General features: G+C 57.4%; 18 protein-coding genes. 4 read left to right on the forward strand and 14 right to left on the reverse strand.

What is annotated here, in order from left to right; genetic code table 11:
* The first annotated feature begins 29 nt into the window (after positions 1-29).
* Positions 30-1,091 (forward strand): tRNA 2-selenouridine(34) synthase MnmH, encoded by a 1,062-nt coding sequence (gene mnmH, locus BPRO_RS27375; RefSeq protein ID WP_011486309.1) that lies wholly within the window; start codon positions 30-32, stop codon positions 1,089-1,091.
* Here mnmH and BPRO_RS27380 read toward each other — a convergent pair.
* From BPRO_RS27380 to BPRO_RS27420, 9 genes are all read right to left on the reverse strand, one after another.
* Positions 1,060-2,178, reverse strand: a complete 1,119-nt coding sequence (locus tag BPRO_RS27380) for a fatty acid desaturase (RefSeq protein WP_198141070.1) — start codon at positions 2,176-2,178, stop codon at positions 1,060-1,062. The two genes, mnmH and BPRO_RS27380, sit on opposite strands and share 32 nt — an antisense overlap.
* 68 nt (positions 2,179-2,246) lie before the next feature.
* Complete coding sequence (locus tag BPRO_RS27385) at positions 2,247-2,963, reverse strand: helix-turn-helix transcriptional regulator (RefSeq protein ID WP_041390710.1); 717 nt, start codon at positions 2,961-2,963, stop codon at positions 2,247-2,249.
* Positions 2,964-3,240: 277 nt separating this feature from the next.
* Positions 3,241-3,945 (reverse strand): OmpW/AlkL family protein, encoded by a 705-nt coding sequence (locus BPRO_RS27390; protein ID WP_011486313.1) that lies wholly within the window; start codon positions 3,943-3,945, stop codon positions 3,241-3,243.
* Entirely contained in the window at positions 3,945-5,381 is a 1,437-nt protein-coding gene (gene iscB, locus BPRO_RS27395; protein ID WP_157046079.1) for an RNA-guided endonuclease IscB, read from the reverse strand. Before iscB ends, BPRO_RS27390 begins: the two co-directional genes overlap by 1 nt.
* A 417-nt stretch (positions 5,382-5,798) precedes the next feature.
* Positions 5,799-6,092, reverse strand: coding sequence for a hypothetical protein (locus tag BPRO_RS27400; protein WP_041390712.1), 294 nt, complete (start codon positions 6,090-6,092; stop codon positions 5,799-5,801).
* Between the two features lie 407 nt (positions 6,093-6,499).
* Positions 6,500-7,132, reverse strand: a complete 633-nt coding sequence (locus tag BPRO_RS27405; RefSeq protein ID WP_011486316.1) for a hypothetical protein — start codon at positions 7,130-7,132, stop codon at positions 6,500-6,502.
* On the reverse strand, positions 7,133-7,657 hold the full coding sequence (locus tag BPRO_RS27410; RefSeq protein WP_011486317.1) for a hypothetical protein: 525 nt from the start codon (positions 7,655-7,657) through the stop codon (positions 7,133-7,135).
* A 12-nt stretch (positions 7,658-7,669) separates the two neighbouring features.
* The gene (locus BPRO_RS27415) at positions 7,670-8,029 is read right to left on the reverse strand and encodes a helix-turn-helix domain-containing protein (RefSeq protein ID WP_011486318.1); all 360 of its coding nucleotides are present in this window, start codon (positions 8,027-8,029) and stop codon (positions 7,670-7,672) included.
* A gap of 11 nt (positions 8,030-8,040) precedes the next feature.
* Entirely contained in the window at positions 8,041-8,343 is a 303-nt protein-coding gene (locus tag BPRO_RS27420) for a type II toxin-antitoxin system HigB family toxin (RefSeq protein ID WP_011486319.1), read from the reverse strand.
* A 645-nt stretch (positions 8,344-8,988) separates the two neighbouring features.
* Here BPRO_RS27420 and BPRO_RS27430 point away from each other — a divergent pair.
* The 3 genes from BPRO_RS27430 (at position 8,989) to BPRO_RS27440 (ending at position 12,529) form a co-directional block, all read left to right on the forward strand.
* A complete protein-coding gene (locus tag BPRO_RS27430) occupies positions 8,989-9,615 on the forward strand; it encodes a helix-turn-helix domain-containing protein (RefSeq protein WP_011486321.1) in 627 nt (208 codons plus the stop codon).
* A gap of 107 nt (positions 9,616-9,722) precedes the next feature.
* A complete protein-coding gene (locus BPRO_RS27435) occupies positions 9,723-10,550 on the forward strand; it encodes an AcaB family transcriptional regulator (protein WP_011486322.1) in 828 nt (275 codons plus the stop codon).
* Positions 10,551-10,552: 2 nt separating this feature from the next.
* On the forward strand, positions 10,553-12,529 hold the full coding sequence (locus BPRO_RS27440; RefSeq protein ID WP_041390719.1) for a UvrD-helicase domain-containing protein: 1,977 nt from the start codon (positions 10,553-10,555) through the stop codon (positions 12,527-12,529).
* A 58-nt stretch (positions 12,530-12,587) separates the two neighbouring features.
* On the opposite strand, the gene BPRO_RS27445 is transcribed toward BPRO_RS27440, so the two are convergent.
* From BPRO_RS27445 to BPRO_RS27465, 5 genes are all read right to left on the reverse strand, one after another.
* On the reverse strand, positions 12,588-13,142 hold the full coding sequence (locus BPRO_RS27445; RefSeq protein WP_011486324.1) for a bactofilin family protein: 555 nt from the start codon (positions 13,140-13,142) through the stop codon (positions 12,588-12,590).
* A gap of 21 nt (positions 13,143-13,163) precedes the next feature.
* Entirely contained in the window at positions 13,164-14,414 is a 1,251-nt protein-coding gene (locus BPRO_RS27450) for a hypothetical protein (RefSeq protein WP_011486325.1), read from the reverse strand.
* Positions 14,411-15,526 (reverse strand): DUF7146 domain-containing protein, encoded by a 1,116-nt coding sequence (locus tag BPRO_RS27455; protein ID WP_011486326.1) that lies wholly within the window; start codon positions 15,524-15,526, stop codon positions 14,411-14,413. Before BPRO_RS27455 ends, BPRO_RS27450 begins: the two co-directional genes overlap by 4 nt.
* Positions 15,527-15,528: 2 nt before the next feature.
* Complete coding sequence (locus BPRO_RS27460) at positions 15,529-16,005, reverse strand: hypothetical protein (RefSeq protein WP_011486327.1); 477 nt, start codon at positions 16,003-16,005, stop codon at positions 15,529-15,531.
* Positions 16,006-16,224: 219 nt separating this feature from the next.
* Positions 16,225-18,111 carry a VWA domain-containing protein gene (locus tag BPRO_RS27465; RefSeq protein WP_011486328.1) on the reverse strand — a complete coding sequence of 629 codons (1,887 nt, stop codon included), beginning with the start codon at positions 18,109-18,111 and terminating at the stop codon, positions 16,225-16,227.
* Between the last annotated feature and the right edge of the window lie 7 nt (positions 18,112-18,118).

An 18,118-nucleotide genomic window follows, 5' to 3' on the forward strand; every position in this document is an offset into this window, starting at 1 on the left:
GGTTTTTGAAATTTTTCGGTGCAATGTACATGCGCGAATTCACGGCTTACGACTTGATAATTGATGCGCGCTCGCCGCGTGAATTTGCGCAGGACCACATTCCAGGCGCAGTAAACATGCCTGTCGCAAATGATGATGAATATGCCGAGGTCGGCACCTTGCACAGGACTGACAAGATGGGGGCATACCGCTTAGGAGTGCGCTATTCGTTAAGGAATATTGAGCGACACCTTGCTGAAGATTTCCCCAAGTACGGTGATCGCCTCCACATACTGGTGTACTGCTTCCGAGGCGGCAAGCGGAGCAAACTATGGACTGATGCATTGGAGACCATCGGTTATAAAGTAGAGAAGCTTCATGGCGGCTGGAAGGCTTATCGCCGATGGGTAAATGACCAACTCACGGAAGTCCCCACACGTTACCGATACAACGTATTGAGCGGCCCCACCGGTTGTGGGAAAACGCGTCTGTTATACGCGCTACGTTGCGCCGGCGCCCAGGTACTCGACCTGGAAGAGATTGCCTCTCATCGCGGTTCGGTCTTGGGCTATGTGCCCGGGAAATCCCAGCCATCGCAAAAGTATTTCGATTCGATCTTGCTGCGTCAACTTTCGAGCTTCGACCCCGCCCGACCTATTTGGGTGGAAGCGGAAAGCAAAAAAATTGGCAATGTCCAGCTTCCGAATGCGTTGCTGGAAACCATGCGAGCCGGATCCACGATTCAGGTTGAAACCGAAATGCAGCAGCGCGTATCGCTCTGGCGTCAGGACTATCACCACTTTGAAGAAAATCCATTAGGCATGCTGGATCTTTTGAAATTTCTGCGTCCGTTAGTCGGTGGTGAAGAGTTTGCAGCGTGGGAAGCGCTAGCAAAGCAGAGTCAAATGCCTGAGCTTTTCGAGCGGCTAATGTTGAATCATTACGACCCAGCTTATCGCAGGTCTATTCTGCGAAACTATCCTGCGATTGACGCTTCCCCTTCAGTTGCGCTTCACGATTTGTCGACGGCCGGGTTGCTTTCGGTGGCTGAATCAATGCGCAAGTCCTTCGAGTCGACCCTTACCTCAATGCCTTTGAATCTCGCCCATTAAGCAGGGTCTGAAATATCTTAGCGCCGCCAATGCAGTCCGCTTCATGCATAAGCATTTCGCGCTTCTCATAGTTCTCGATCCAATTGACCAGCCTTGATTTCATGACGGTCGAAAACAGACTGGGAAACAATGCCACTACGAACATCACCGGATACGACGCCGGTAGATGCAGCCCGTCTTTTGTGAGGCCAAGTTCATAGTACGGCCGTGCTCTGGATAAATGGTGCTGTCCATGGAAAGTGTGGTTCAGGGTGACGCAGGCCTGCATCCAGCACCCATCCTCCCAAGAAAAGCCATAGTCTGCGAGGGCTGGAGTTTCCCTCTCGGACAAACCCCAATGCTGCAAATAGGTGATGACCTGCACTGTGAACGCGGCGCCAATGATTTGAAAAAGGTAAATCGCCAGCCCGAGCTGGCCGGCATATCCGTAGAATGCCGACGCGATTGCAACTGGAATGATCGCTCTGTAGAGCATTCGGCTCGCAAGCCACCCCTTGCTCATGCCCTTCAAGTGCTTAGCCTCATAGGCCCAAGCCAGACGAAAGGTCCTGAGGAACCGCATCGCTGCGTACACATAGACCGATGTTCCCGGCATTGCGGCATCACCGTCGTAATAGTGTCCGGTGCGGGCATGATGGCTCATATGCTCTTCCGGAAAATGGAAGTACCCAATCGATGCATAGAGAAACTGCCCAAGGACACGATCGAAGCGGCTGCGAACATGAATCAGTTCGTGCGCAATCGCCGCATTGAGCGAACACACAATCCACAGCGCCAACGTAAAACCTACGCATTCAGGGGTGGACATCGGCCTTGTGGCAACAACCCAGATGACCCAAGGCAATGTAAGTGCCCAGGCCACGAAATAAAGACGTGGTATCGCCTGCAAATAGATTCTGAGCAAGCTGGAAGGATTTCCGTTTGAAGGAGACAGGTCGTTTCCGACGAATTTCCTCATGATCGGCAACACCCCAAAAAACAAGGCGACCGACAACCATGGAAAGCCCAGCGACGTACCAACCACGAGCAAAAGCTGTGGCAAAAGAACGAGCATGTACCCGGCGTTTTTAATCGCTATGCTTTTCATTTTCGTCATGCATTCAACGGACCAACCTTGGTGGAATAAGCCTCCTATTTACACCCGGATATGCAGGTCTATCCCAGAAGGCCAACAGACTCCGCCAGCTTCACTGCCTGTTCTAACTTGTCAACATCCAGCTTTTCTTTGATCGTGTTCAGCTTTCGGTAGACCGCTGTCGTCTTGAGATCAAGCAATGCAGCAATCTCAGTAGCAACCATCCCCTTTTTTGAGAGCTGAAGCATATCCACCTCATCATCAATCAAGCTGTATTTGCGCATCGCTTGCTGTCTCATTCGATTGCTCCACCACAACAGCAACTCCATGCCGAGTGCGCCAAACTTGACCCGTTGCCCCCACAAAATCGGTTCACCAATTTCTTCGGGCAAATCCAAGCCGATGTAGAGCAACCCCATGCGCATGCTTGCATTCATGCTGGTATGTGTCGGCACGACCAAGCCGCTACGAAATCCATGTTCTGCGCTGACTCGCATCATCTCTACCTGGCCAGATGTTTGCAGCCTGATCTTCGATCCAATAATGGGGTTGCTATTCGTGCGTGCATAGTCAAAAAACGGATCATTCATGATCCACATACGCTTGTGATAAATGGAACACAGATCAGGTTTACAACCTATGAAGAAACGGAGATCCCCATCTTCGCCATGAAAGTCTGGTGGCAGCAAAGTCGTATAAACAAATGACTGCGCTCCCAAGAGTTCCACAATCTCCCTTGTTAAATTGTTCGTGTCAGCTTCAGTGGCACATTGCGATAGTTCGTCAATGAGATCCATTGCATCTCGAGCCGGGCTGTTCGCCATATCCACCTCAGCTGAATGCTTCCCCACAGCCGGAGCAATGAGACTGGGCAAAGGGAACGGCAGGCGACAGTTCCATCTGAACAATCGGTGTATCTGCAGCGCAAGCGGAGCACTCCTTTATCACAACTGAAAATGTCTTCGAGCAGTTCTCGCAACGAAATACATGCGCTTCATCGGCGTTCAGAAGCTCCAGTTCGTCCTGGTACGGATGCTGACAATGGGGACAGCGAAAAGAGAGATCTTCTGTCATTTAGAACCTATAGCCCAAAAACACCCCAAATACTTCAGGGGTTGTTTTGATGTCCACCTTTCGCTCGATGTTCCCCACATTGGGTGTTGCGGTGACGATGGTGGCCGTGGTCTTGATCCAGTACCGCGAATATGCGATGTCAACCACCCACGTGTTGGAGAGGGGAATCTCCATTCCGAGCTTGGCAACGGCCCCCAAGGAGCTTTTCAATCCGACTGTGCTGCTCGTTCCGCCGAATGCTCCGTTATAGGCCGGGCCGGCCTGTGGCTGAGTGAAAAATGCGTAGTTGGCCCCGGCTCCAACATAAGGCCTCAGCGTCTGCGGTCCGGCAAATGAGTAGGTGACGAGAGCCGAAGGAAACCAAGCCTTAGCGCTGCCGACTTGGCCGAGGGCGGCGGCAGTACCCGCACCTTTGAACTGGATGGTTAGGGGGTAACCGATCTGCCCCACGAAAGACCAGGGGCCAGAAACTTTGCGTTCATAAATTAGCCCAGCCGTTTGAGCATTATTGATCCCTGTCGTCGCGCCTGCAGGTGTCGTGCCTGGCGGGCCGGTTAGTTCTCCGGAACTCGCATTGAAGTTGAGGGCAGCGTACCCAATTTTGACCGTGTTTTTGGTATCGTCAGATTGCGCGATCGCGGTTACACAACAGGTGGCGATGTATAGCCCAAACAACCAAATGCCGCGTGACGCAGTTTCGTTCATCAAATCGCGCGTGAAACCCTGCCATTCATGGCTGGGAGGTAGAGCGCCGGATGCGCAGCATCCGAAGCCTTGGGCCTTACCTGCTCACGTCCTGTGTGATCGGTCCGGTTGAAGAAATAGCCATAGCCGTCGTTGCGCTGGATCACTCGGCAATGCTTGTGACTGATGCCCTGGATAACACCGGAGATACCGTTCCGGCGAGTCTGGATGTTGAAACTGCCACTGGCGCGCACCGCGACCCGGCCGGCGTGATGACCGGCCTTGACGCCCTTGGTCACATCGGCGCGCACCATATCGCCGGTGCCAAACCCATGCACCCGCTTGCTGCGCATCAGGTACCCGCGCGGAAAGCCGAACTTGTCCAGGCGCGTGCGCTGGTAGCTGCCCCGACCCATGGCCTTGAGCGTAAGGGTTGGCTTGCTCCAGTCCTGGATGAATCTCACCTGGCCCACGCAGGCCGCATCGAGCGCATGGGTCTTGGGAACGCCAAGCCGGCAACGGTTGAACTTGGTTTGGCCGCCTGAAGCCAGCTCCACCGGCAGGCCGGTGGCTTTCAGCGCGTTGGCCAGCGTCCATCGTGTGGCGTTCACCGCCGCAGCATCTCTCAGCGGTTTTGTGGCTTGCGCCAGGATGCGATCCAGTCGCTTTTTGTCCCTGGCCAAGAAATCTTCGATGCTGCGCGCAGCTTTCTTCTGGTTGCAGCACTGGCACGCCAGGGTCAGGTTGGAGGCGCGGTTGCTTCCGCCCAAAGCCTTGGGCCGGATGTGCTCGATCTGCAAGGGGGTGTCTTTGGCGTCGCAGTAGGCGCACTGACGGCCCCATTTTTCCAGCAAATACTCGCGCAGCTCGTAGCCGTACAAGGTGCCTTGCTGGTACTCCACGCCTGAAATCTCTGGGTTCTGAAGGGCCTGCATGTCAAAGCGCACCCGCTCGGAGCTGATGGCCCTCACCGGTGCCCAGTGCTGGATGCGCTTGACCCAGGCTATGCTTGTGTCCACCCGGTGCTGCAAGGAGGGCGCGATCCAGCCGGACTTCTTGTTGCCGCGGTTCAGGAACCTGGGTGCGCGATAGCGCAAATTGCTCCTGCGGCGCCTACGCATTTGACGGCGCGCCGTCAAAGCTTCGGAGATATGCCGGCCCCGATGGACCAGCTCCATCAAATTCAACACGGCAACGCCGCAGTGAATTTCCCCGGTGGCAACCTCGATCGATTCCACATCCCTCACCAGCGCCACGCCGGTGGTCTTGCTGCCAGGATCGAGCTTGAGGCGAAGCGGCTGAAAGTCGCAGGCGGCGGCCTGACGGTCAACGAGCCGGATCACCATGGGAGTCAGCCTATGCACGCGCGCCCGGCCGCGCGCCAGCAACAGCCGAGCCCGCTTCTCGGTACACGGCATCAATGCCTTGCCCTGGTTGTCCAACACGAAAACTGCCACGCCAACTCCTGAAATCAAAAATTCACACTGCATACTGTGCAGCCAGGCTGTCTTTCCAGCGGTCAGCCCTTACGGGCCTTGTGACGGTTCAGGTGCGCCTCAGGACGCGCCAGAACGCTCCCCTCGGGAATGTCAGCAAGCGGCTCCAGCCCTTGCGAGCTGCGATCAAGACCTTCGGACCTTTACCTTTGTCCAGCGTGATCAAGACCTTACAGAGCAGCGAACTGAGGAAGCATTCGCTGGTGTGTCTGAACGACCTGTTGCTAACGTAGCGGATTGATTACCGCTTTCCCTGGTCAACCTGGCTTGGCTCCTTTCAGTTCCATGCTCCATCCTTTAGGGTGGGGTGATTGACTTTCTTACTGTGCTTTCTCTTGTTATTCCGGAATGCACGGAGTAGGTGGTCATGGGCAGCCATCACTGACTTGACGGAAGCACATAACCTTCCAGCAATAAGCTGAAGCAGTTCAAGGCATGGGTGAGATCCTTAAAACTGCGAAGGCGTGTTTCAAAAAAATAATAGCCCAGGGCCGTCAACTCCATGGGCTCCTCAATCGATAGCTCCCTTGCCCTGCCGATGGCGTCCATCAGCGCCTGGTACTCGCATAGCTCGGCCACATCTTTGGAATGACCACGATGCGTTTCCAACTCCTGCTTCAGGACTACCGCCCATTGCTTGAGTTGCTGCTTATCCAGGGAAGATCTGATCAAAGTGTGGTCACGCCTTAAAAACGCGTTTTCAGGGCCGAGCGAAGTGAAGTAACACGGCAACTGCAGGCTTATGCCGAAAGCTCACAGCCACATTGTTTCCCCCGGAGCACGCTAGACCATATCTGATTACGCCAAACGATTTTTCAAAGATTGTCCGCAGGCGGTAAATTCAAGTCGCAAAAAGTCAGTTGGATAGCACGGACGTTGTCCGGATGGAACGAAGTCAGGGCGAATTGGCATAACTTTGATAGTGCGCTCGACGAAGCACCACCGGTGCCCCCTACACTGCCAGCCAGCCCGGTCGCCTATCCCCCTCCATCACGTCGACCGGTGCTTCTCGGGTGTGCTGGCAGTGCGCCAGCACACCCATTTTTTTCACGAAGACAAGACCGCCACCGGCTCGCCACTTAGCGCCGTACCGAATAGGTCTTGGGGGTCAGCTCGTCCTGCAAGACGGCAGGATTGGCGGCGACCAGCGTGGGACGAACAAAGATAAGCTTTCTCAGGGAGTTGGCGAGTCCATGCGCCTGCTGGCGGAAATGGCCGCGGCGCCAATGTGGCGAGACGCCATGCGCGGCTGGGCCCTGGCGTAGCTCCTGCGGCAATGCGTCCGGGCCCACGATAATACGGTCGTACAGGCGCTGCAGGCGCTTTTCAAGCTTGCCTTGTTTCTTGCGCTCCACCCGTGCAAGCCGGGCCTTCAATTCGGTGTGGTCATTCAAATTCCTCGCGCGGGCCTCCTTCATGCCAAGATACAGAAAAGTCTTGGCCAGATGGCTGACCAACCTGATCGCATCCGGCAGGACAGCTGGGCCGTCCGGATGATTGGCGGCGATCGCCGCAACCCATTCTTTGAGTGGTGCTGAAGGATCAGCAAGGGGACTGCGCAAAACGGCGATGGTTTTGTTGCGGCTGTTGGGCGTGGCCATTACGACATAGAAGGCGAGTGTTTTGCCGACATCGCTGTTGAGCGGTGACAGCACGCAAAAGCAACCATGAGGCTGGTAGCCGGCTCGCTCCTCTTCGGCGCCTAACTTCAACTAGGCTCGGGCCGCCGGGCCGAAGCAAACATACTGCGTAGGATAAGGCAAAGCCATCAAGCTCATCGGCAGCTGGTCGTCCAGGCCCGAAGCGAGCAACATGGCTTCCAAGGCGTCGGCGACCTCAATGAGGGCTCCATGCCGGTCCCGATAGTCCTTGAGGAGCGCCAGGAAATGGCTGGAGGCGGCGACATCCGTGCCGGCGGAACCAGTCATCTCGCGAAATCCGGCAGCCAGGGCGTTGCCTACCTCAATCGGCCCGCCATGCGCGGCGCGGCGCTGCAGGTGGGCTTCCATATCCGGCACCTGTTCACAGATTTTGTCCAGCATCTGCAACCATCCCCGATTGCGCACATAGACGGGGTAAGAGTCCCCGACAGTGGAAACTATCTTTGCATCTTCAAGCCCACCAAACGACCGAATGAGATTCACCAGGCCCTTGTGGTTTTCCGTTGGCGTGCAGCTGGCGACCTTCTCGGCAAGTCCAGCAGGAGCAACCCGATAAGTCACATTGGGAGTTTGCATAGTTCTCTCCGGTTAGGCGCGGATCAGGCATTCAGCTGAAATACCCATGCCTTCGTTGAGGCGCCGAATCATTCCAATGCTCAAAGGCCGCCGGCGAGCGAGAACTTCATAGACCCGATTGAGTTCTCCGATCATTGGTTTGAGGTCCTTGGGCTCTAGTCCCTGTTGCTCCATCCGGAATTTGATGGCCTCAATAGCATCAGGAAGCTCCAATGGAAAGTGTTGGGCCTCATAGGCCTCGACCAGCGTACCTAGCACTTCCAATTCATCGCCCTCGGCGCTGCCACGAGCTGGGTCAGCATCGACCAGCGTAGAGACTCTTTTAAGTGCTGCCTTGTAATCAGCCTTCGTGTGAATAGGACGGATGTTCATAGATTTCTCCTTCAAAACTGCTCGACCGTGTTGGCATCAATGGCGTCGTACTCTTTGTGCGTTCCGATGAACTTCACGAATACAAAACCGGTCTTGTAGGCCACTGCGGCCACCAGCCGATAGTCGTTGCCCTTGATGTTGAAGACCACTCTGCGATTTTTCAAAATACTCACTGTGGTGTAGCGCGCCTGAATATCGGCCGGCTGCGCCCACGTCGCTGTTTTCACCTCGGCCGCCCAGGCCAACAGAGCTTGCTTTGAATCCGGATGCTTGACAGTGAAGCTGATGAGCGGTGGCAAGGAAACTAGATGCATGATGTATTTTAGTCCCACTTTGGGACTATGACAAGCTTTTCACTAGAGCGCTCAACTTTCTGACTCACAAAATTACCGGACATCCCGGTTTTCGCGCAGCGAAAATGCCCCGGGATTGCGCTCCCAGACGGCGACGCAGGCGATGCAGTTGCAGCGTGCGACGCAGGATCACGAAACCGCGGCCACACAGACTAAACGGGCGCAGGCTGAGCGCGATGAGTTCAAGGTGCAGTTGGCCAACACGGCGGGACGACTCGAAGGCGCACAACAGCAGGTGCGTGAGTTGGTGGCACGGGCCGCTGCATCGGCAAGTGCCCCAGCCCGAACCGGGAGGGTCCGCCGAGGATTGGGTGATGCTGCGGCCAAGCCACCGGAGGAGTAATGTTGCTCGCACTCGCGTGTTTTGCGCTGAGTCCAAGCGTGGGTCTTTATGTATTTTGTGAGCTATTTTTATCCGTCTTTAGATTTTAATCGCCTAACGCACAGAATTTCCCGTTTCTTGTGGGCACCCCAATTAGGCTGTGCGTCGGCTCCCCTAATTTTTTCTCGAAATACAACAAACTCCGCGCACAATGCACGCCTTGAATTTTTTGTTTCGAAAAAGTCTGCCACATCGAGATGTCGTGACATAAACTTACAAGGTGAGTGACAAACAACTATATGTGGCAAACAAACCTACTTGCTCTTCTGAGCCGACACGGCTACGACCCGAAGGCACCTGAGACAATCCAGGAATTGCAGGCAAGAACAGGAGCATCGGCAGATGGCCTCTCCCGGCTCTTGAATGGCAGCGCTGACGCGACCATTCAGGATTTGTGCTTAGTCTCCGAGGAACTCAATGTTCCGCCTGGCGAGCTCTTAAGTGTTGATCCAAAACTGCTCCGGTTCTATTCCATTGACGGATCCATGCCCGTCACGGTGGCGCTCCCCCCGACTCTGCTGTCATACATCACAGCCGCCAGCGATTCTGCCCTGATATACGCCGAGACGAACGACGGTAGCTACTCCGGAATCAGCTCGGATACCGTGGCGATCTGTAGCCGCGGGTGTAAGGAGCTGGTCCAGGGCTCGCTCTATTTGATGGAGACCGAGTCTGAGCGTTTCATCCGGCGGTGCGTGGAGGTAAGGCCAGGCAAAAAGGAAGCCGTGTTCGCCAACGGCCCAGATTCTGACGCCGCGACGCTGGTGGTCAACTGTGAGCCTGTCCAAGTCGTATCAGTATCCTCCCCGTTCATCATGGGGCAACTCCTCTGGACCATTAGCAGCGTCTAACAAGCCCCCGAGGGTCGAATCGGGGGAAATAGGCTAATTCGGGGCCATTTCTCAAATTTTTTCGGGGCCTTCGCCTTCTAAAGTTACCTCAACTTTAGGAGCGCTCAATGGCATCGTCAAGAAAACAGGAAGTCAAACTCGTCCCGGCGCAACGCAACGAGGAATCCCTCAATGAACTGAAGTTCGGCGACGGCTCAGTGATGTCCCTGAAGGACTTGTTCGGCAAAAAATTCGATGGCGCCGTCATCACCCGCGAATTTGAGTTGATCAACAAGCCGGTTCAAAACTTTGTCCGGCGCGATTTCATTTTCCTGTCGCGCTGTTTCTACCTGGGTACTGTGCTCGGTGAGAGCAAGTCGGTCGACACCGGCCGCATGGCCACGCTGGATACCGAGTTGCTGAATATCTTCAACAGCGTGCAGGGGCTGGTACGAAAGCGCCTGACCGAAATCACAGCCCTGCTCAAGCAGAACGGCGCCGACAAGGACGAGGTCCACACTGCCCGGCCAATGCTCTACAGAGTGCCAATCATTCACCCACGCGCCTTCGAGTTTTTGAATCTCCTCCGGGAAGTAGATTCCCTGCACTCCCAGCGCGAGCATGCTTGGCTGCTCGGGCACATCAACCCACAGCAGCGCGCCGAAAATTTCCGCGAAGTGATGAAGGCGGTTCGTCGCATCGGATTCGTGACCCGCATGAACCGGATTGCCATGTGGAAAATGCTTCAGCGCGCCGCCGCGGAAGCTGAAGGAGCCGAAGGCGAAGCACTCCGTCAACTCGCTTCGGAACAGGCACAAACGCTCGTGGCCGAACGCGAAGTGGATCCCGAGCTGGCTGGGAGCGTCAGCAGCGAATCGGCCTTGCCTGACGTTGCCGGCGAAGCCGCCTTGCCAGGCGAAGCCCGCAAGCCCGAGGCAGTCGCTGCGGCTGAGTAGCCTTGAGCTTTTCCGACCAGCAAACGCAGCTGATCTGCGTCCAGGGGCACGCCGTCGCCCTAGCTGGGCCAGGCTCCGGAAAGACCTCAACCATCATTGAAAAAATTGCCCGGCTGCTCCAGCACCCGGGCAATTCAATTGTGGCCTGCTCATTCACACGAGAGGGTGCTGAGGAAATCCGGCGGCGGCTTACAAAGCGGATCGGAGAGGCGGCGATGGCCACGGCTGACATTCGAATCGGCACCTTTCACAGTGTCGTGGCAGAACACCGTAAAGCGTTCGGCCGCAGTCCAACGATGATCTCACCGGCCCACCAGATGAAAACGCTGGCCACCGCGGCCCGCGAACACGGCAAGTCACTATCGGACGTTATGCCGGAGTTTGAAGAAATCAAACACCAGCTTTCTCCGCCCGACGCCAACTCCCTCCCCTCCTGGTTCACCGACTACGAGAATCACCTGAAGACGCTGGGCGCAATCGATCTCCAGGACCTCATCAGAACTACCGTTCAGCAGATGGCGCTTTCCGTAAAGCTGCCGGCTGCCCCGGAGGAACCGCCTGACGAGGACGCGCCAATGCCAGTTCGCCTGGCGTTTGCTGCCGCGGCTTACCGCGACGCGTTCCACAAGCGTCGCGAGGACCTGCGACATCGAATCGAGGCTTGCCGGCGCAAGGAAGATGCTAAGGGTGCTGATGCGCTGCAGGCAGAGCTGAATAGGACGTCCAATGAGGATGGCGCCCTGCCGCTGCTGCCAGCGACTCACCTGGTGATCGATGAATCCCAAGATAACGACGAACTGCAGTTCGCGCTGGCCACACTTCACGCGCTGACTGGGGTCACAACGACACTGATCGGCGATGACGATCAGACCATCTACGAATGGCGTCGCGCGATGGGCTACCCAGGGCTGCTATCGTTTGCAACCACTTTCAATGCTACGGTCATCACTCTGGGCGACAACTACCGGTCGCTACGTTCCATCGTTGAGTCAGCCGACCAGCTGATACGGCACAACAACGGACACCGGATCGAAAAGGTGTTCGTCGCCAAACGGGGGCCCGGCGGCTCCGTTATGGCCGAAAAGACGGCAACCGAATGGGGAATGGTGGAGCTCTCCACGCAGATCGTTCTCGAGCACGTGGAGGAATGCCAGGATCCGAACGGCCGATTCAAGCGACAGGTCCAAACCGGCCAGTTCGGCCTACTAAGTCGAAACAACTTCATTCTGGACGACGTCGAAGCCGAGCTTCTGCGGGAGGGCGTCCGGTACGTGCGCCAAGGGACCTCCATCCTCCAGAAAGAGGCAGCAAAGTACATCTATGAGCTTCTAGGAGCGGTGTACGGTTACGACATCAAGGGGATAAGCTTTCTGCTCCAAATCCACGGCGTGAGTGCCTCGATGACGAACAATGTATGCCGAGAAATTTCCGGTCACGAGAGGGATTTCGTCAACGGCAAGTTGGGCAATTTCGAGAGATTTGGGGCAGGCTCAGACGCAATCGACAAAACCGTCGCATGGCTGGTGGCACAGCGGGCCGAGGTCGACAAACAAAAACCTCGCGAGGTGATCGGCAACGTTTGCGCGGTCGTACGCGAAGTTCTTCATCCGGCCGGGCCGTGGGATCGCAAGAACATTCAAAACCGGAAGTGCATTGCCGCGGTTCAACGTTGCCTGGAGCGAATGCACCAACCCGTCCTGACCAGAGTAGCAATGCTTCAGAACAGGGAGTTCAAAGGGGCAGAGCGAAATGCCGTCAACCTCATGACTTTCCACGGCAGCAAGGGCCTGGAATTCAACAAGGTCATCATACTGGGGGCGGATGAGAATGTTTGCCCGGGCAAGGGAGAGTTTCAATCCGAGCGCCGCTTGTTCTACGTTGCGGTGACACGGGCAAAGGACTCTTTGCTTGCCCTTTATAGCGGAACGCCCTCACGCTACCTGGTCGAGATGGGTCTTTCGAAGTCGCCCTCCCCCTGAACCGCCTCACGGCGTTCGGCCAGCGCCCAACTCGGACTGCTGGCCCCGGGGCCAAACCTCAAGCGTTGGTGCGTTCGGCGAACGGGACAGCCCTGCCACTGAGCGTGCCGCCTTCGTAAGCTCGTTGACGGCCGTATGCCACCGTGCCCTTGATCGAGCCGGTTGCGGCAAGTATGAGCAAGCCCTTCGTCACAACGGCGTCGCCGTCTTTCTCGACCGAGGTCACAGTGCCAGCCACCACGACATATTCGTCGGACTCAATCGCACCGACAACTTCACCGCCCTGCTTGACAATCACGGGCGCGGAGCCAGCGTTGATTCGTCCTTCAACGACTCCGGAGATTACAACGGCGTTGCCGTTCGACACCAGGTCCGACTTGATGCGCACGCCGGCAGGAATCAGGAGGACCTTATCCGCATCGATGTCCTTGATGAACTGGTCGATTTCTGGGTTGGCAGGGGCAATGGCGCGGTCCCTCGCGTCGCTCGGTTCGGAGTTCGCCACCACGAGCAGGGATGGTGCTGGGCGGCTTCCAGCGAGTTCGGTAGCGCCTGCGCCGAAAGCGCTGGGTCCGGCGGCATGAGCAGGGAATGCGGTCGAGGTTGCGGTCATGGTTTCTCTCCTTGGTGAAAATTAGTTGAGGACGAGCTGGTCGCCCTTTGACGTCACAGCTGTCAAAGCGGTCTTGTCGACAGATTTGAGGGTCGATCCGTCGGGCAGCGATTGGCCGACTTTGACGACCATCGGGAGGCGCGTTGTCGGGTTTGTCACAACAATGCTCGAAGGATCCTGTATTGCCAGCATGCGGATTGCGGACTTCGACGATGGCGGCGTGGAGCCGACCTTAGGGGTGAGCAAGACCGGCCCTGCCGACACGCCTCCCTGAGCGGCGGCCGTGCCAGCAGTCGCAGCAGCAGCTGCGGCCGCTGCAGGTCCAGGATTAGGCTTAGCCAAGGCTAACGCTGGCTCGTTGAAGACTGCGATCTTTGCGTCGTCGGCCGAGGTATTGGCTGCGGGCTTTACGGGCGCTGGAGCAACGGCTGGCGCCTTCCGGTCAGGAACGGTCGCGGCCGCTACTGGGCTAGGCATTGGAGGCCTAATCTGTGCAGGTAGGGGAGGCGCGCCTTGTACGGCCGGTTGCGCGACTTTGGCGGTCGCTGTATTGACCGTTGGAGATACGGCAGCCTGCGGTGAGTTCGGGGCGGCTGGCTGGGCCACCTGCAGATTTTGGGCCGGCGGCGAAAGTTGACCGGCTTGCCCTGCTGCACCTGCCGTTAGCGTGGACTCTGGAAGCTTTCCGTCCTGCTCGACAATCGGTGGGGGCAGTTTGCTGAGATCAATCGGATCTGCCGCATAGGTCGCTGGGGCAATGCTGATCGATTGTGGTGCCTTCGCCTGACTCGCCCCTGGAGGAGCAAACGGAAGGCCGGATCGAAAAGCTGAAAAGTTGTTGATACCCACGGTAAAAAGTGCGCCTGCAGCCAGCGCTACCGAGATTTGAAACGACTTGCGTTTCCAGAACCTGCTGGCGGCCAACTTCCCGAGCAGAGACGTCTGCTTGCGGTAAAACTCGATGCTCCATGCGCCTGTACCTGTTTCTTGAATCAGGAATTGGCCAGGCCTGGCTTGGTGATCAAGCGCCATCTTTCCGAGCGGCAGGGAAATCTTTAGTTCGTGCACAGTGGGTTTCTCGATTGGTGCGTAGACATGAACAGCCCTTCGGGCATGGTGAAGGCAATTTTTGAGCGAAAGAGGCCCGCCAAATCCGGGGAAATGTGCCTGAATTCGCACTTTTCTCCCATCCGTGATGGCGGGACGCTCGCCGAAGGCGAAAAAAAGCGCCCCGGTTAGGGGGCGCTCTTTGCATTTACTTCGGTCGTTCATGTCGCAATTTCCTGGAGGAAATTGACCATGTCGGTACCCTGAATCTCAGGTGTGCGAATCACCACCTTGAGAGACCCATCGAGCAGTCGCTCTTGAACGTCTGCACGCTCGACCAAGCGGCGAGCCGCGTCTAAGCCTGGGTTCCCGCCGCGCACCGTCAGGTGGTCGTTATCGGCAAAGATGACCAGCTCCGTGATTGCCGCCGGGACAAAAAAGTTAGCCATGCCCGTATCAGCCACAACGGACCACGTAGGAACGCCGGAATAGACCATGGCGGCCAAAGCCGTCTCGATCCCCTCTCCTATCCCTAGCACCCCGTCAGCGGGCTTGGCTAGCCGTATTTGATAGTGCCTGGCACCGATCGACGGCATGAGTTTCTTGGCCGGCAGGTCAACCAACTGAGTTGGATCGTCGGAGTCCGGCTCGCTGAGTGCGAGCTTCTTTCCGTTTGGAGTCAGAAACGTGCGATGAATGTTGCATGCTCGTCCCGTCTCGTCAACAACTGCGGCAACCATACAGGGATGGAGGCCGTAGTTCTTACCCAGCTCGCCGTTGTTCCCTGGCTGGCCGAAAAACGACAAGCCCGGGTGATACCGCAGCGACGCCGGAAATACTTCGAGCCCAGGAATGCGGCTGTGAAGGTAAAGGGCAACAGGGTCGCCCTCGACGATGGGCCTGGCTTCGGACCAGACCTTTTCGTACTTTGCCCGGAGGCGCGCAATCGCTTCCTCGGGCTTGCCCTCAGGAGCAGGACCTTTCTTCTTCAGCAGTCCGGGCTTCCTCGAAGAGGGGGTGCCGCCGTAGTAGTCATAGATGACCCACTTGGCGGCTTCGACGTAGGACTTGCCAGTGGCTTTCATGAGGAGCGACATGCCATCCCCGTGACCGCAAACTGCGCAATGCCAGTTTCCGTTTCCATCCTTGTTCTCGAAACGGAACTTGCCCTTTAGGCCCTCGTGGAGAGGGCATTGGACCTTCTTGTTTCGCAAACTTTCGGAAGGGATGCCGGCACCGGCGAGGATGTCGGCCCATTTCCCGTCCGCAAGATCGCTCAAGCGTTCGGACAACCGCTCTTCAAACTGCGGTGCCTGTTGATTTGAGCCTGTTGCCATTTCTAGCGACCGAAGCCGGCAGTGGACGATGCGAGGATGACGCGTGTCTCACCGCCGGCCTGCAGCACGTAGACTTGGGAACCTACGCGGATGTTTGGATCTTCCTGGGCGACGCCCATGATGGAACCAGACGACAGCTTGACAACCAGGGTGGATGCCTTCTTCGTCTCCGCGCCGAAAACAGCGCCTGCGCGCTCGCCCATCAGCCCGCAAAGGCCAACGACCGCCGTGCGCGACTGCCAGTCCGACATGTTGCGGGTGGCGGCACCGCAGGCCAGGCCTGCAGCTGCTGCGCCCACGGTGCGCGATGTGCCCGACGCAGGGACAGCCAGATCAGAGGTGACCACGTCGATCACAACTGCAGTTTGCGCCGGCATGGCGCGACGAACGTCATTTGCGTTGTAGTCGGTGCCCGAGAACTGAGCGTGAACGAGCGAGGACAGTGTCAAGGCTGCAATAGCCAGGATAAGTTTCTTCATGATGTTTCCTAGAATGGAGAGCGCGCTCCCAGGGGAATGCACCCTTGGGGACGATTAAACAGCGACGAATCGCTGAACTGGCCTCACTACGGGGGAGGCGGCCCGGCATGGTTTTCACCACGATTTGCGAATCTTACACTGCAACCGTCTTTTTGAAAACACCCCCGTCAAGGTGCGCTCAAAAAGACGCTCTCCCCGGGGGAGAGGTCTGCGAAAAGGCTACGCGGCCATCGGCAAAAGAATCACCGATTGGATCATCGCCATCACCTGCTTTGGCAGGTCTGCGATCGAATCAACCACGCAAGAACTTCTAGACAGATGACTCACCTGGGTTTCAATCCCGACGGCCATATGCTCGATTCCATCGCCCTCGCCCATCTCAATCATGAGCTTCGCGGCGGCCACGTCGTCCGGAGCACCATCGGTGACAAGCAGACAAACACGCCTTTGCGCCGGCGATGAGAGCAACACGGTGTGCGCATGAATCAACGCAACATCCATCGGGGTTGTCCCGTTGGGAGCCATCGCCCGGAAGCGATGGGCGACGTCACGGATTGACTCACCCGGGCGGACCAGGTCTGCCACGTCGTAGCGTTGGAACGGGAAGGCGGACACCGAGTAAGTGACCCCTTGAACTCCGTCCAATGCCAGGCCCAACGCGAGCGCAGCGTCGAGCGCCACGGCACATCGGCCCTTCACGGACATCGAATCACTGATGTCCAGGAGCAAGTGGACGGCTGTGTCCACCTTCTGGGTTTCAGTCCGACGCTGGTAAATGCGGGGATTTCCGAGCGCCATCTTCAGGCCCGCATCGCGGGTAAGTCGTTTGCCATATTCAGCGCTGGTAAACCGCTTTCGCGTTTGGGCTTGCAACAGTTCTTCGATCCCGTACTGGAGCGCCGTAGAGGCTGCCCTAACGCGCTGGATCGCCACAGCGTCGCTCTTCGACCCCTGCACGCCGAAAACCTCTGGAATTTTGAAGGTCGCGTCACGATTCGCGCGGGACTCGACGAGGTTCTGCCGAATCTCCTCACGGATCACGTCGCCGCGGTCCACGCCCTCATCAAGGGCTGGCGTATCCAAGGCCTCCTGAAGCGACGCCACGTAGGACTCGCGCGTGCCGGGGAAACCGGGGGACTGGTCCTGGTTGCTAGGTGAGCCGGCCGGAACGGACGACTTGCCGTCACCGGGTAGCCCGCTGGCAGCGGCAGCGCTTGCAGCCGCATTCGAATCGCCGTCCGCAATGCTTCCGGCGCTCTGACCGGGCTGCCCGGCCTCGTCTTCGGATTGCTCCTCGGGGTCGGCTTCGCCACCTGGTCCTGCAGCCACGTTCTCGTCGGCTTCTGCCGGCGATGTGGCTTCTTTTTCGTCGCCATCACCATCGCCTGGCGGCGGTGACGTGGACGACGACTCAGACCCCGCGCTCTGCGGTGCATCGCCGGAGTCCTCGCTATCCGCCTCGGATTGCACTTCGGCAACTTCCTGGCGTAGCAGGTCAACAATCCGGTCGGCGCCGACGACGACTGCGTGCGTCGATGACGCCCACGCGGCCTGCAGCGCGATCTTCTCGATCTGGTCCGCAAGCGACTGCGAGACGGAGTTTCTCCAAACCTCGCGCTGCTGGACACCGATCCCGGCAACTGCCTTGTAATGCAGCACCGATTCGTAGAGCCAGTCCTGCAGGTAGCGAATCAGCTTTCGCGGGAGCTCAGCATCGGGATCGTTGACGCCCTGTCGCCGAGTTTCAACAAACTTCAGCGTCAACGCATCCAACCAATGACGCGCCCCAGGGAACACACCGTTGATGAGTCTCTCGATGCGGATGTCTTCGAGCACATTGACGAGCATCCTGTGAAGCTCGTCGGTCGGCCTGGTGCCGACAGCCGTGAAGTCGGTCTGCCGGATGTGTCCCGATTCATGGACGATGTAGCCCAGCGAATAGATCGCCAGCTCATCGCCCGTATAGGGAAGCGGAGGGAGAATTACCACGCGCCCATTCGTCGCCGCCGTAGTAGCGCGCGGGTCGGTCCGAAGATCTACCCCCGCGCCGGCCGCCACAATGCTGAGCATGTATGGCAACGACTTGAGCAAAACGGAATCACTCATGGTGATC

This window comes from Polaromonas sp. JS666, assembly GCF_000013865.1.
In the GTDB taxonomy this organism is placed as follows: Bacteria; Pseudomonadota; Gammaproteobacteria; order Burkholderiales; family Burkholderiaceae_C; genus Polaromonas.